General features: G+C 69.5%; 12 protein-coding genes. 8 read left to right on the top strand and 4 right to left on the bottom strand.

The window, feature by feature from the left end:
- The first annotated feature begins 72 nt into the window (after positions 1-72).
- A complete protein-coding gene (locus tag ACFSDF_RS10365; protein ID WP_377157421.1) occupies positions 73-1,977 on the top strand; it encodes a bifunctional metallophosphatase/5'-nucleotidase in 1,905 nt (634 codons plus the stop codon).
- 64 nt (positions 1,978-2,041) lie between these two features.
- Here ACFSDF_RS10365 and ACFSDF_RS10370 read toward each other — a convergent pair whose 3' ends face one another.
- Together ACFSDF_RS10370 and ACFSDF_RS10375 are read right to left on the bottom strand one after the other, a co-directional pair.
- On the bottom strand, positions 2,042-2,590 hold the full coding sequence (locus ACFSDF_RS10370; RefSeq protein ID WP_377157423.1) for an NUDIX hydrolase: 549 nt from the start codon (positions 2,588-2,590) through the stop codon (positions 2,042-2,044).
- A complete protein-coding gene (locus tag ACFSDF_RS10375) occupies positions 2,587-4,071 on the bottom strand; it encodes a zinc-dependent metalloprotease (protein WP_167248772.1) in 1,485 nt (494 codons plus the stop codon). The genes ACFSDF_RS10370 and ACFSDF_RS10375 overlap by 4 nt, the downstream gene beginning before the upstream one ends.
- Before the next feature lie 47 nt (positions 4,072-4,118).
- Here ACFSDF_RS10375 and ACFSDF_RS10380 point away from each other — a divergent pair, with 47 nt between their 5' ends.
- The 7 genes from ACFSDF_RS10380 (at position 4,119) to ACFSDF_RS10410 (ending at position 10,191) form a co-directional block, all read left to right on the top strand.
- Positions 4,119-4,544: a molybdenum cofactor biosynthesis protein MoaE gene (locus ACFSDF_RS10380; protein WP_377157425.1), complete on the top strand. Its 426-nt coding sequence runs from the start codon at positions 4,119-4,121 to the stop codon at positions 4,542-4,544.
- A 48-nt stretch (positions 4,545-4,592) separates the two neighbouring features.
- Positions 4,593-4,850 (top strand): hypothetical protein, encoded by a 258-nt coding sequence (locus tag ACFSDF_RS10385; RefSeq protein ID WP_167248746.1) that lies wholly within the window; start codon positions 4,593-4,595, stop codon positions 4,848-4,850.
- Complete coding sequence (locus ACFSDF_RS10390; protein WP_377157427.1) at positions 4,847-5,896, top strand: YlbL family protein; 1,050 nt, start codon at positions 4,847-4,849, stop codon at positions 5,894-5,896. The genes ACFSDF_RS10385 and ACFSDF_RS10390 overlap by 4 nt, the downstream gene beginning before the upstream one ends.
- Positions 5,887-6,408 carry a PPA1309 family protein gene (locus ACFSDF_RS10395; RefSeq protein ID WP_167002099.1) on the top strand — a complete coding sequence of 174 codons (522 nt, stop codon included), beginning with the start codon at positions 5,887-5,889 and terminating at the stop codon, positions 6,406-6,408. The genes ACFSDF_RS10390 and ACFSDF_RS10395 overlap by 10 nt, the downstream gene beginning before the upstream one ends.
- A 78-nt stretch (positions 6,409-6,486) precedes the next feature.
- Positions 6,487-9,399: a UPF0182 family membrane protein gene (locus ACFSDF_RS10400; protein WP_167002101.1), complete on the top strand. Its 2,913-nt coding sequence runs from the start codon at positions 6,487-6,489 to the stop codon at positions 9,397-9,399.
- Positions 9,400-9,520: 121 nt separating this feature from the next.
- Positions 9,521-9,811 (top strand): helix-turn-helix transcriptional regulator, encoded by a 291-nt coding sequence (locus tag ACFSDF_RS10405; RefSeq protein WP_208322815.1) that lies wholly within the window; start codon positions 9,521-9,523, stop codon positions 9,809-9,811.
- Positions 9,812-9,897: 86 nt separating this feature from the next.
- A complete protein-coding gene (locus ACFSDF_RS10410; protein ID WP_167248766.1) occupies positions 9,898-10,191 on the top strand; it encodes a helix-turn-helix domain-containing protein in 294 nt (97 codons plus the stop codon).
- Positions 10,192-10,247: 56 nt separating this feature from the next.
- Here ACFSDF_RS10410 and ACFSDF_RS10415 read toward each other — a convergent pair whose 3' ends face one another.
- Both ACFSDF_RS10415 and ACFSDF_RS10420 read right to left on the bottom strand, forming a co-directional pair.
- A complete protein-coding gene (locus ACFSDF_RS10415; protein ID WP_377157431.1) occupies positions 10,248-11,717 on the bottom strand; it encodes an HAD family hydrolase in 1,470 nt (489 codons plus the stop codon).
- Positions 11,718-11,779: 62 nt separating this feature from the next.
- Positions 11,780-13,015 carry an RsbRD N-terminal domain-containing protein gene (locus ACFSDF_RS10420; protein WP_167002109.1) on the bottom strand — a complete coding sequence of 412 codons (1,236 nt, stop codon included), beginning with the start codon at positions 13,013-13,015 and terminating at the stop codon, positions 11,780-11,782.
- Positions 13,016-13,315 lie beyond the last annotated feature (300 nt).

Consider the following 13,315-nt stretch of genomic DNA (forward strand, 5'->3'; position numbering starts at 1 on the left):
CCGACGCGGGGGAGCGCTTCTGCGAGTAACGATGGTGCGGTCACGAGGCTTCATTCCCCCGGAGGAGCGCCGATGAACGCGCAGCACACGCCCGAAGACTCCACCTCGCCCACTCCGTCCGTCGCGCCGCCGTCGCACGCGCTCCGCCGCCGCACGGTCCTCACGGGCTCGGCCGCCGCGGCTGCGCTCGCCGCCGCCGGATACGCCGCACCACCGGCGGCCGCGCACGGCAAGGGCCATGGGGGTGGGGGTCCCGGCGGCGACACCGCCACGTTCACCGTGCTCGGGACGACCGACCTGCACGGCAACGTCTTCAACTGGGACTACTTCAAGAACGCCGAATACACCGACTCCGCCCAGAACGACATCGGCCTTGCCAAGATCTCGACGCTGGTCGACGCGATGCGCAGCAGCCACGCCCACCCGTGCCCGCTGCTCATCGACGCTGGCGACACGCTGCAGGGCACCTCTCTGGCGTACTACTACGCCAAGATCGAGCCGATCGGCCGCCGTGTCGTCCACCCGATGGCGCGCGCGATGAATGCGATCGGCTACGACGCGGCCGCGCTCGGCAACCACGAGTTCAACTACGGCATCCCGCTGCTGCGCACGTTCGAGCGGCAGTGCGACTTCCCGCTCCTCGGTGCCAACGCCCACGACGCCGCGACGGGCCTGCCGGTCTTCTCGCCGTTCGTCATCAAGCGCGTACGCGTCGGCCGCCATACCGTACGCGTCGGCATCCTCGGCCTCACCAACCCCGGCATCGCGATCTGGGACAAGGCCAACGTCGAGGGCAAGATGGTCTTCCCGGGCCTCGTGGAGGTCGCGAAGCACTGGGTGCCGAAGATGCGCAAGGCCGGTGCGGACGTCGTCATCGTCTCCGCGCACTCCGGCGCCGACACCTCTTCCTCGTACGGGGACGCGCTGCCGTACCCCGAGAACGCCTCGACCCTCGTCGCCGAAGAGGTCCCCGGCATCGACGCGATCCTCGTCGGCCACGCGCACGTCGAGATCGGCCAGCGCGTCGTCACGAACAAGTCGACCGGCAAAAACGTCATCCTCACCGAGCCGCTGCGCTGGGGCATGCGGCTGTCCGCGATCGATGTGACGGTCAAGCGCCGGCGCCGCGGGTCGGGCTACGACGTCGTCGCGGTCACGTCGCAGGTCCTCAACGCCAATACGGTCGACGAGGACCCGCAGATCGTGAAGCTGCTGCAGGCCGACCACGACAAGGTCGTCACCTACGTCAACTCGGTGATCGGCACGTCGCTGGTCGCGATGTCGGCGGCGACCGCGCCGTGGGAGGACGTCGCGGCGCTCGACTTCATCAACTACGTGCAGGCCGACGCGGTCAAGAAGGCGATTGCCGGCACGCCGGAGGCCGACCTGCCGATGCTGAGCATCGCGGCGCCGTTCAACCGGGCGGCGGCGATCCCCGCGGGCGAGGTCTCCGTACGCGATGTGGCCGGCCTCTACATCTATGACAACACGCTGCTCGGCATCGTGTTCACCGGCGCGGAGGTCAAGGCGTACCTCGAGTTCTCGGCGCGCTACTTCAAGCCGGTCACGGGTGCCGGGCCGTTCCCGTCGAGCCAGGTGACCAACGCGGTGACCGACACGGCGCCGAACGGCACACCGGACTACAACTACGACGTGATGGGTGGCCTCGACGCCCCGCTGACGTACGACATCGACCTGTCGCAGCCCGTCGGCTCGCGCATCGTCGGTCTCGCGTACGACGGCGCGCCGGTGGCGGCGGACCAGCGGTTCGTCATCGCGATCAACAACTACCGGCAGTCCGGGGGCGGCAACTTCCCGGGCGTGACGACGGCGCCGGTCGTCTACAACGCGCAGGTCGAGATCCGGCAGCTGCTCATCGACTGGGCGAGCGAGGTCGGAACGATCGACCCGGCGCTGTTCGCGTCCGTCGACTGGCGGCTCATCCACGCCGGCGCCCCGATCACCGTGACGGGCTGACACGGAGCAGCGGACGGACTGCGCTGCGGTACCCGCGTCTGCGCCGGGCGTGCAGCGGCGGGCGTCAGGCGCCGACGCGGAGGCGGGTACGGGCGGCGGTCACCAGCGCCCGTACGGAGTCGTCGGTCTCGGGCAGTGCGTCCACGGGGAACCACGCGAGATCGAGGGACTCCTCGCTGATCGCGGGTACGGCGTCGGCCGGCGCGAGCGCGAGCAGCTGCACGTCGAGATGCTCGGCGTCTTGGCGCCCACCGCAGGTGAGCCCGTGCCGATCGAGGCGCAGCGGCACCGGATCGACCACCAGCCCCGCGATGCCGGACTCCTCGGTCGCCTCGCGCAGCGCCGCTCCGCGCAGCGTCGTGTCCGTGTCCTCGCAATGACCCCCGGTCTGCAGCCAACGTCGCAGCTTGCGATGCAGCGTCAGCAGCACCTGGGACCCGTCGGCGGAGACCACGAGCGCGCTCGCCGTGAGGTGGTGCGGCAGGCACGAGCGCTGCATCGCGTCCGGCCGGGCCGCGAGGTGGGAAACGTACGCCTCGCGCAGCGCCGCCTGCTCAGCATCAGGAGTGGTCCACCCGCAGAGGAGCCCGTACGCGTCCGCGTGCAGGCTCAACGGTCGGATTCTGGACGGGGGTCGTCGCCCTCGTCCGCACCGGCGTCGTCCTCGCCCTTCGCGTCCCCATCCGCAGCCCCCTCGAGCAGGTCGGCGAGCGCGGCGTCGAACGCGGCGTCCGTGCCCTCGGCCTCGGCGTCGGGCTCGTCGTACGCGAAGCCGAGCGGGTCGTCGAGGTCCGCGGCCGTCGGCATCAGGTCGGGGTGCGACCAGACCGCGTCGCGTGCCGAAGCGCCCTTGCGGTCGCGCAGCGCGGCCCACAGGGCAGAGGCGTCGCGCAGTCGGCGCGGCCGCAGCTCGAGCCCGACCAGCGACGCGAACGTCTGCTCGGCCGGACCGCCTGCGGCACGACGGCGACGCATCGCCTCGCGCAGCGCGGGCGCACTCGGCATCCGCCCCTCGGTCGCCTGCGTGACGACCTCGTCGACCCAGCCCTCGACGAACGCGAGCAGCGCCTCGAGCCGGGTGAGCACGGCCTGCTGCTGCGGGGTGCGCTCGGGCTCGAACAGCCCACCCTCGAGCGCCTCCTGGGCAGCCGCGAGGTTGGTCGGGTCGAGCCCGGCCATCTTCTGCTCGATCGCGCTCACGTCGATCGTCGTCCCGCGGCCGTACTCCTCGATCGTCGACAGCAGGCGCCCGCGCAGCCACGGCGCGTGCGCGAACAGCCGCTGGTGCGCGCACTCGCGCAGCGCCGCATAGAGGAAGAGGTCGGTGTCGGTCTGGTCGAGACCCTCCCCGAAGGCCCGGATGTTGGCTGGGAGCAGCGCCGAGACACCGGCGGGAGCGAGCGGGATGCCGACGTCGGTGCTCGACAGCACCTCGGTCGCCAGCGCGCCGACAGCCTGCCCGACCTGCGTGCCGAACATCGCGCCGCCAGCCTGGTTGAGGATGCCGACCAGCGGGCCGGCCATCGCCTTGGCCTCCTCGGGAAGCGCGCCCGCCATCGCGGCGACGACGTGCTCGGCGATCGGCTCGACCATCGCGCGCCAGGTCGGCATCGTCGACTCGACCCACTGCGACCGGCTCCACGCGGCCGTACGGGTCGCCGCGGCGGGGATGTCCGTCGCCGTGTCGAGCCAAACCTCGGCGAGCCGCATCGCGTCGTCGACCGCAGACGACTCCGTGCTCAGCGGCGACGGATCGGGGGACGCGACGACCGTACGGCGCGCGACGTCGGTCGCGAGCTCCCAGTTGACCGCGCCCTCGTGCGGCGCGAACATCCGCTGCATCTGCTGCATCAGGAGGTTCATGTCGGGCATCTGCCCGCCGCTGCCGAACATGTCGCCGAACGCACCGAACATGCCCTCCATCGGCGTCCCGGCGAACGGGTTGCCGCCGCCGGTCGCGCCGCCGCCACCCTGTGCGGGGCCGGGCACCTTGCCGAACCCGATGCCGTGGTCGGGCGCGTTGGGGTCGCCGCGCCCCTCGCCCTCAGGGTCGTCGGGGAGATCGTCGGGCAGGCGGTCCGGATCGTCAGGCATGTCTCCAACGTACCCGCGACGCCCGATGGGCCCTAGGCTTGTTCGCCATGAGCGATGTAGTCCGGCTGGTCGACGTACGAGACGAGCCCCTGGACATCACCGAGGTATACGAGGCTGTCGCCGACGACGCAGCCGGGGCGGTCGTGCTGTTCGTCGGGGCCGTGCGCGACCACGACGGCGGCAAGGAGGTCGACGGCATCGGCTACTCTGCGCACTCGCGCGTGCTCCCGGTCCTCACCGAGATCACGGCGCAGGTCGTCGAGGGCACGCCCGTACGAGGGATCGCCGTCGTGCACCGGCTGGGCGACCTCGACATCGGCGAGCTCGCGGTGGTCGCCGCGGTGTCCGCGCCGCACCGGCCGGAGGCGTTCGAGGTGTGCCACACGCTGATCGAGCGGCTCAAGGCCGAGGTGCCGATCTGGAAGCACCAGGTGTTCGACGACGGTACGGACGAGTGGGTCGGCACGCCGTAGGGCCGCCAGCAGCGGTGGTCCTGCCGCCCGCCTGCCTAGACTGTGGGCGTGAAGATCCTGTGGTGGCTGGCCGTGCCGCTGGCCGTGACGGCGCTGGCGATGCTGTGGGCCGCCTGGTACGGCCGCTCGCGAGCACGCACGACGGAGCGCCGTGCCACCCGCCGTACCGACGATCCCGCGTACGCCCGCTTCAGCGAGGCCGTCCAGCGCCCGCTCCCCGCCGATGTGGTCCATGCACGTCAGGCACCGCAGCGCCACAACGGCGTCGTGGTCCGCCGTTCGAGCTCCGCCCGCAGGTCCCGATGAGCCGGCGCACCTCCACCCTGGCCGCGGCCGGGTTCCTCGTGGTGACCCTGATCGCGATCGCCTTCCTCCTCCCCGTCCCGTACGTGACGATGCGGCCCGGCCCGACGGTTGACGCCCTCGGGAAGTACGACGACAAGCCCGTCCTGCAGGTCGAGGGCGCCAAGACGTATCCGACCGACGGCGAGATCCGCCTCACCACCGTCTCCGTGACCCGCGCCGACTCGCGGGTGAGCCTCCCGCACGCCATCACCGCCTACCTCGACCCCGCCGAGGCCGTCGTCCCGCGCGACATGGTCTATCCCGAGGGGCAGACCGCCGAGCAGGTCCGCGAGGAGAACGCCGCGCAGATGGCGTCCTCGCAGCTGACGTCGGAGGCGGCGGCGCTGACGGCGGCCGGGTACGAGGTCAAGGACGCCGTCATGATCACCGCGGTCACCGAGGACGGCCCGTCCGAGGGGCGTCTCGAGCCCGGCGACATCCTCCTGTCGGTCAACGGCACCGCCGTGACGAGCACCGACCAGGCGGTCACGCTGGTGTCGGGCGCGGAGCCGGGCTCGGTGGTGACGCTCAGGATCCGCCGCGACGGCAAGAAGCAGACCGTCGACGTGACCTCGCAGGCCTCGCCGGACGACCCGGCAAAGGCGCGCATCGGCGTCAGCCTCGGCACGGACCTCGAGCTGCCGTTCACGATCAAGAACAACCTGGGCGAGTCCATCGGCGGACCGAGTGCCGGTCTCGTGTTCGCGGTCGCCCTGTACGACTTGCTGACCCCTGGCGCGCTGCTCGACGGCGCGACGGTGGCCGGCACCGGTTCGATCAGCGCCGCAGGCGAGGTCGGGCCGATCGGGGGAGTGCAGCAGAAGCTCGCGGGAGCGTCGGAGGCGGGAGCTAGCGTGTTCCTCGTCCCCGCCGGCAACTGCGCCGAGGCTGCTGCGGCCGACGACTTCGGCATGCGTCTTGTCGAGGTCGCCACGTTCGACGACGCGGTTGACGCGCTCGAGAAGCTCTCCGACGACCCGAAGGCCAAGGTGCCCACATGCAGCTGACCCCCTCCAACCCGCTCCGTGAGACGGCGCTCGAGATCGCCGAGGTCGCGAGCACCTCGGGCTGGGACGTGCCGCCGCGGCTTTACGCCCTGGTCCGTACGGCTTCGCTGATCTCCGACGAGCCGGCGCTGGCGCGCGAGCTGGGGGTCGGCGCGGACGACGTCGACGACTCCTACACGGCCGTCGAGCAGGACGATCTGCCGGCCGAGCGGACATTCGAGGACTTCGTCGCCGAGATCGTCTGGCCGCCGCAGGTCGACGGCACCGCGGTCGTCCTCGAGCGGCTCATGCTGCCGCCGGACGCCGAGGGGTCGCTGCCTGACGACGAGGCCGAGGTCGTCGGCTTCGTGGCGGACCATCCCGACCGCCAAGAGGTACGCCTGACGGTGGCCGTGACGCGTGACGGACAGTCCCACTGCATCGTCGACGTACGGGGGAGCGACGAGCTCGCCGAAGGGCCCGATCTGGTCCCCGGACTGGTCTCTATGCTGCGACAGACCCTCGTTGAGTGACCTGTCACACTGGAGTCCGAGCATCCCGCTCCCTGTGAGCGTCACGCCCCTGTGAGCACTGCGAACTGAAGGAAACCCGTGAGCGAAGGATCCGCCGCCCGACCTCGACCCGACGTGGGCCGCCAAGGACGACGTGTCCTGATCCCCACCATCATCACGCTGGTGGCGCTGCTCTTCCTGGGTGCGATCTTCACCGGTGTCTGGACGGACCGGCTGTGGTTCCGCTCGGTCGACTACAGCAGCGTCTTCTCGACGATGCTCAGCACGCGGGTGCTGATGTTCCTCGGCTTCGGCCTGCTGTTCGCCGGCGTCGTGCTCCTCAACGTCTGGATTGCCTATCGCAGCCGTCCGGCGGCGACGGGGCCGCTGCGCCCCAACGACCCGGTCCTGCGCTACCGCGAGGCGATCCACCCGCTGCGCACGATCGGCATGGTCGCGTTCGGCGTCCTGCTGCTGATCTTCGCCGGCTCCTCGGCCGCAGGGCAGTGGCGGACGTTCCTCATGTGGCGCAACGCGACCGACTTCGGCAAGAACGACCCGACGTTCGGGCTCGACATCTCGTTCTTCGTCTTCGACTACCCGTGGCTGAAGTTCCTCACCGCGTACGGGTTTGCGCTCCTCATCGTCTCGGGCCTGGCAGTCGCGTTCGTCTACTACGTGTACGGCGGCATCGCGATCTCCGGCAAGAACCGCAAGATCTCGCGCGCGACGCAGACGCACCTGTCGATCATCATCGGCCTGATCATGCTGCTCAAGGCGTTCGCCTACTGGCTCGACCGGTTCGGCTTCAGCGTCGACAGCAACAACCTCCTCACCGGCATCACCTACACCGACGCCAACGCGCGCATCCCCAGCAAGAACATCTTGATGGCGGTGTCGCTGCTGTGCGCACTGCTGTTCTTCGCCAACGCGATCTGGCAGAACTGGCTCCTCCCCGGCATCAGCCTCGCGCTCCTCGTCCTCACCTCGGTGCTGATCGGCGGCATCTGGCCCGCGATCATGCAGTCGTTCCAGGTGAAGCCGTCCGAGCCCGACAAGGAGGCTCCCTACATCGCCAAGAACATCGAGGCGACACGCGAAGCGTACGGGATCGCTGACGTCCAGAAACAGGACTACAACGCCCAGACCTCGCTCACCCCGCAGCAGCTCACCGAGTCGGCCGAGTCGCGCGTGAGCACCCGTCTGCTCGACCCGACGCTCGTGTCGCCGGCGTTCGAGCAGCTCCAGCAGGTCCGCGGCTACTACAGCGTGCCCCAGACGCTCGACGTCGACCGCTACGCGATCGACGGCTCCGGCAACCCCGAGGACCTCGTGATCGCGGCCCGCGAGCTCAACCTCGACGGTCTCCCCGCGAACCAGCGCAACTGGGCCAACGACCACACGGTCTACACCCACGGCTACGGCGTGATCGCGGCCCGCGGCAACCAGCGCGGCCCGCAGGGTCAGCCGGTGTGGGTCGAGCGCGACATCCCGCCCGTCGGCGAGCTCAACGTCGACAAGCAGCCGCGCATCTACTTCGGCGAGAACTCCCCGTCCTACTCGATCGTGGGCCGGCCCGACGGTGCCGACCCGATCGAGGTCGACACGCCGCGGGGCAACGGCGGCGAGAGCGAGACCGACAACGCCACCCAGAACACGTACGACGGCAAGGGTGGCGTCTCGATCGGGAGCGCCTTCAACAAGCTCCTCTATGCGGTGAAGTTCAGCGAGCCCAACATCGTCCTGTCGAACCGCGTCAACGAGAACTCCAAGATCCTGTACGACCGGCACCCCCGCGACCGTGTCGCCAAGGTCGCTCCGTGGCTGACCATCGACGGTGACCCCTATCCGGCGGTCGTCGACGGCAAGGTCGTCTGGATCATCGACGGCTACACGACGAGCGCCAACTACCCCTACTCCGAGAAGGTCTCGCTCGACGAGGCCACCTCCGACACGCTGACCGGTACGGGCGCGCAGGCCGTGCTCCCGTCGGACCGCGTCAACTACATGCGCAACGCGGTCAAGGCCGTCGTCGACGCGTACGACGGCTCGGTCGACCTGTACGAGTGGGACACCGAGGACCCCGTCCTCAAGACCTGGATGAAGGTCTTCCCCGGCACGGTCAAGCCGAAGTCGGAGATCTCGGACGACCTGCGTGAGCACCTGCGCTACCCGGTCGACATGTTCAAGGTGCAGCGCAACATCCTCGGCTCCTACCACGTGACCAACCCGCAGACCTTCTACGAGGGTGGCGAGCGCTGGAAGATCCCGGAGGACCCGACGGCCAAGGGCTCGCTGCAGCCGCCTTACTACCTGTCGATCCAGCGACCGGGCGAGGACGAGTCGCGGTTCTCGCTGACCAGCGTCTATCTCCCCAACAACCGCCAGAACCTCGCGTCGTTCGTCTCGGTGAACTCCGAGGCCGGTGATCCAGACGGCTACGGCAAGATCCAAGTCCTCCAGCTCGGGTCTGCGACGCAGGTCGACGGGCCCAACCAGATTGCCAACAACTTCGAGGCAGACAGTCGCGTCTCGTCGGCGTTGCTGCCGTTCAAGCAGGCCGGCACCAAGGTCCAGTTCGGCAACCTGCTGACCCTGCCGGTCGGTGAGGGCCTGCTGTACGTGCAACCGGTCTACATCCGACGCAACGCGACCGAGGGTTCATACCCCGTCCTGCAGTTCGTCATCGCGTCGTTCGGCGAGAGCATCGGCTTCGGCCAGAACCTCGACGAGGCGTTGCGCGTCGCCCTCGGCATCGAAGGCGCGCCGACTCCGACGCCGGAGGAGGGGGCGACCGACGAGGGCGGAGGCGACGGCGAGACGCCGGCGACACCGACCCCGCAGACGGTCGAGCAGCTCCTCGAGCAGGCCGACGCCGCGTACGACGCCGCCCAGAAGGCGCTCGAGGCGGGCAACCTCGGCGAGTACCAGCGCCAGGTCGAGCAGATGGCGACCATCTTGGAGCGGGTCCGCACGCAGGTCGGCCAGACGGCGCCTCCACAGGCCGAGTGACCGGCGACGTTCCGCTGGTCGAGTAGCCGCGAGGAACGCGCGGCGTATCGGGGTCGCGCCCAACTCATGAAGCAGGGTATGCATGGCTGACACGCCATGTGCTCATGGCCAGAGTGGGAGCGTGACCGAGGAGGCGCTCGACCCCGCCATCGCTCGCGCGCTCGCAGCCGTGCTGCGATCGCTGCGGGCGGAGTCGGGGTTGTCTCAGGAGGACGTCGCGCACGCTGCGGGCATCACCCGCAACCACTACCAGCTGCTCGAGTCCGGCTTGTCGGACCGCGCAAAGGGATCGCCGGCCAATCCTCGGCTGTCGACGCTGCTCGACCTCAGTCGCGTCTTCGGCACGCCGTTGACCCAGCTGGTCGACGCGGTCGTCACCGATCAGTCGCTCACCCATCGGCAAGGCACGTGACCGTGCACTGTCCGAGGGCCTGACCGTGCCCACCAAGAGACGCCCCGTCGCGTGGGCTGACGACATGGAGAGAGAGGCTCACAGACGTGCCGAATCGAGGAGATCCCCAGCTGCGCGAGGAGCGTGCACGAGAGTTCGGTGAGCGAGTCCGCGCCCTGCGCAAGTCGGCCGGCCTGACTCAGGAGCAGCTCGCGGACGTGACCGGCCTCAGCCGCAACCAGGTCCAGAACATCGAGCTTTCACGCAACAACGCACGCGACGAGTCGGGCAAGCTGTCGCCCGGTGTCGGCAATCCGAGGTTCGACACGATCTGGGCGCTGGCTGAGGCGCTCGGGGTCCAGGCGGAGGACCTCGTCCGACGCGACGAGAAGGCGACCTAGCCACCAGGCGCTCAGCATTGAGCCCCGTACGAGACGCCTCGTACGGGGCTCAATGCTCAGCGCGCGTCGCCGCGAAGGCGCAACGAGCCGAGGAGCACGACGACCGAGGCGACGGCCATCGCGACCGCAGCCGGCACTGCGTGGAGCAGCCCCGCGGCGGCGACGGGGATCGCGACCGCGTTGTACGCAAGGGCGAGGGAGGTGCCGGTCTTGGCGTTCACGTCGATCGCACGCGCGAGCCGGAGGGAGGCGACCGCTCCCGCGACGTCGCCGTCCGCGACGCTGACGGCCGCACCGCCGTCCGGTGCCGCGATGCTCAGCTCGGCCGAGTCGAGGCTTGCGGCATCCTCGGGTGACGTCGCGAGGAGAGCGACGCGGCGCCCGTCGGCCCGGAGGTCGTCGACGAGCTGTCGCCCCCCTGTCGCGCCGGTCTCCGCGACGATGTGGGTGATGCCGATCTCCTCGGCGAGGTGGTCGGCGGCGGTCTGGTCACGGGTGGTGACGAGGATCGGCTCGAGCCCGAGCGTACGGAGCGCGTCGACGGCCTTCTTGGCGGTCGGTCGCGGGGTGTCGATGACGGTGATCGTGCCGAGCGGGCGACCGTCGACCTCGACGGCGACGGTGACGCCGACGTGGTCGGGGGCTTCGATGCCGATCCAGGTCGGGCTCCCGACACGAACCGGGTGGCGGTCAACTGAGCCACTGACGCCGAGGTCGGGATGCTGCTGGACACCGGTCACCCGGCCGCGTACGGAGAGCCGGGCGATCGCGCGGCCGACCGGGTCCTCGCAGGAGTGCTCGAGGGCGCCGGCGAACCACCGGAGGTTGCGGTCGTGGTCGGGTGACAGCGGATCGACCGACGCGACGTGCATGCCGTCGGCGACGGTCTCCAGCCCTCGCAGGATGAGCGTGTCGACGTCGCGAGCGGCGTCGAGCGCGGACGGGTCGCGATAGGTGACGCCGAGGTCTGCGCCGCGACGCGTGCCGGCGACGACGGCCGCGGGGGCAGCGAGCCCGAGTGCGCCGGGGCAGGCGACGACGAGCACGGCAACGGCTGCGGAGACTGCCGACCACGACGCTCCGTTGAAGCCGAGCCACATCGCGAGAGTCACGCCCGCGACGGCGAGGACACCTGGCACGATCCACGCAGGTACACGACGGACGGCGGCGAGCGGACCGGCCGCAGCGATGACTCGCTGGCGGACGGTGAGAACGATCGACAGGACCGCGGGCACGATCAGGCTGGTGGACGGGTGGCCGACGGCCACGGCGTACAGGGCCCAGAGGTAGGCAGCGAGAACCCCGATCGACGCGAGCACGTCGAGCGAGAGGTCGCGCTGGCGGAGCGCGCGGAAGGCGTCGCGGTGGGTGGGCCAGGTGAGCGCGACGATGAGCGTTGAGAGCGCCAGGCATACCCATGACCACGACTCGAACCGCATCGTCGGGATCGCCGACAGAGTGGCGACGGGAACCGTCAGGACCGTTGCGACGGCCAGGCTCGCACGTGCACCAGCGGCTGTGGGCATGCGCTCATCATGCCGAGCGGTGTGTGGATCCCTGTCGCTCAGGGGCTTCGTGGAGATGCTGGTCATCGCGCATCCTCAGTGAGGAAGCGTTCGAAGTCGCTCTGGTCACCCGCCACCCACAGAGGCACGCTCGCCTTGAGCAGCATCGTGAGCTGGACAACGAACTCCGAGTCGTGGAGCTTTTCGCCGAACAGCTCGTTGATGCGTTTCCACCGATAACGCACGGTCTGAGGATGGACGCCCAGGCGAGCCGCGATCGCGGGCGCGCTGTCACGGGACTCGAGCCAGGCGAGCAGCGTCTCGGAGAGGATCTCGCGCGAGTTCTGGGTTTCGGCGAGCAGCGGCCGCAAGAGCTCTTGAGTGAGGCGGCGGCGTAGTGCGGGCTCGGCGTGAAGCCAGATCTGCGTCCGATGCTTCTCGCACTCGAGGACTGCCTGATTGGGGATGACGTCCTGGTCCGCGAGCTCGAGCGTACGAATGGTCCACCGGCGAGCGTCAGGGACCTCGTCGATCGAGACCGGCCAACTCATGGCGATGCGGACACCTGGTGCGTTGCCACGTAGATACTCGATGATCCCGGGCGTCGCATCGCTCGCGCACACGAAGAGAGCAGGGGTCACATCGATCCGCCCGAGAATAGAGGTCTCGACCTCGGCGAGGTCGGGGACGGTCACCTCTCCACGAGCATCGGCGCTGAAGACCACGAAACGCGCAGGGAGGGGCCAGGCAGCGTTCGTGGACAGGGTCTCGATCTCGTCGGCAGGCGCGCGCTTGAGGATGCTCGCGAGCAGTCGCGCACGGACGACGTTGACGTCGCGTTCGCGGGCCTGTAGCGCAGCTTCGTAGCCGATGCCGACCTGCTCCGTGAGGTGATCGATGTAGGTGAAGAGGATGTCGCCGAGCCGGCCGAGTAGGTCAGCGGAGAGCCCCTGTCCGGAAGCGAGGGCACGGAGCTCGTCCCATGCTTCGCGGGTGCCGAGTTTGAGAGCCGAACGGAGTGACGAGAGGTCGTGGCCGGCAGCTGCTTCGCCGTAGCCCATCTGGCGGAAGAGGTCGTCGACTCTGTTCGAGCCGGCTGACTTGCCGGTCGCGAGGTCGACGAACTGCTTGATCGCGCCGTTGACGGCCATCGAGATGAGTTTGTGGCGACGTCCGATGGCCGGACCGGCGTAGGCAGGGACGTGTTCCTGGATCCGGTCAGTGATCCGCGCGACGAGCGCGGGCAGGTGTGGCTTGAAGGTGTTGACGAGCGTCGCGGGCACGTCCGGGGGACCGAGCTCGCCGTGCATCTCGATCATGGGCTGCTGGTCGCTGTCTGCGTCTGAGGATTCACTGCGGTTTCCCCGCCCCTCCTGCGGTGTGCCGTGCATCACATGTCCTATCAGACGAACGGCCCCTTGGGTACCCGCAGGGCACCGAAGGAGGGAGGGTTTCCGGTGCCCCGCGGGGACTGCTCCTACTCAACAGGTCCCGCGCGAGGCTGGAAAGCCAATCGGACTGTTCGGGGGTGAACCTGGATGGAATTCCCGGTTTCCGAATTCACGGCCTGTGGGATACGAGTGAGGGGCGGCAGGGAGCATCGATGCTCCCTGCCGCCC

The sequence above is a fragment of the Mumia zhuanghuii genome (assembly GCF_042681565.1).
Lineage (GTDB): Bacteria > Actinomycetota > Actinomycetes > Propionibacteriales > Nocardioidaceae > Mumia.

What these genes read in the sequence shown, in the direction of transcription:
- ACFSDF_RS10375 (WP_167248772.1), bottom strand. Translation starts at nt 4,071, where the DNA reads ATGCCTGACGATCCGGACCGCCTGCCCGACGATCTCCCCGACGACCCT.
- ACFSDF_RS10390 (WP_377157427.1), top strand. Translation starts at nt 4,847, where the DNA reads ATGAGCCGGCGCACCTCCACCCTGGCCGCGGCCGGGTTCCTCGTGGTG.
- ACFSDF_RS10395 (WP_167002099.1), top strand. Translation starts at nt 5,887, where the DNA reads ATGCAGCTGACCCCCTCCAACCCGCTCCGTGAGACGGCGCTCGAGATC.
- ACFSDF_RS10420 (WP_167002109.1), bottom strand. Translation starts at nt 13,015, where the DNA reads ATGATCGAGATGCACGGCGAGCTCGGTCCCCCGGACGTGCCCGCGACG.
- ACFSDF_RS10415 (WP_377157431.1), bottom strand. Translation starts at nt 11,717, where the DNA reads ATGCCCACAGCCGCTGGTGCACGTGCGAGCCTGGCCGTCGCAACGGTC.
- ACFSDF_RS10380 (WP_377157425.1), top strand. Translation starts at nt 4,119, where the DNA reads ATGAGCGATGTAGTCCGGCTGGTCGACGTACGAGACGAGCCCCTGGAC.
- ACFSDF_RS10365 (WP_377157421.1), top strand. Translation starts at nt 73, where the DNA reads ATGAACGCGCAGCACACGCCCGAAGACTCCACCTCGCCCACTCCGTCC.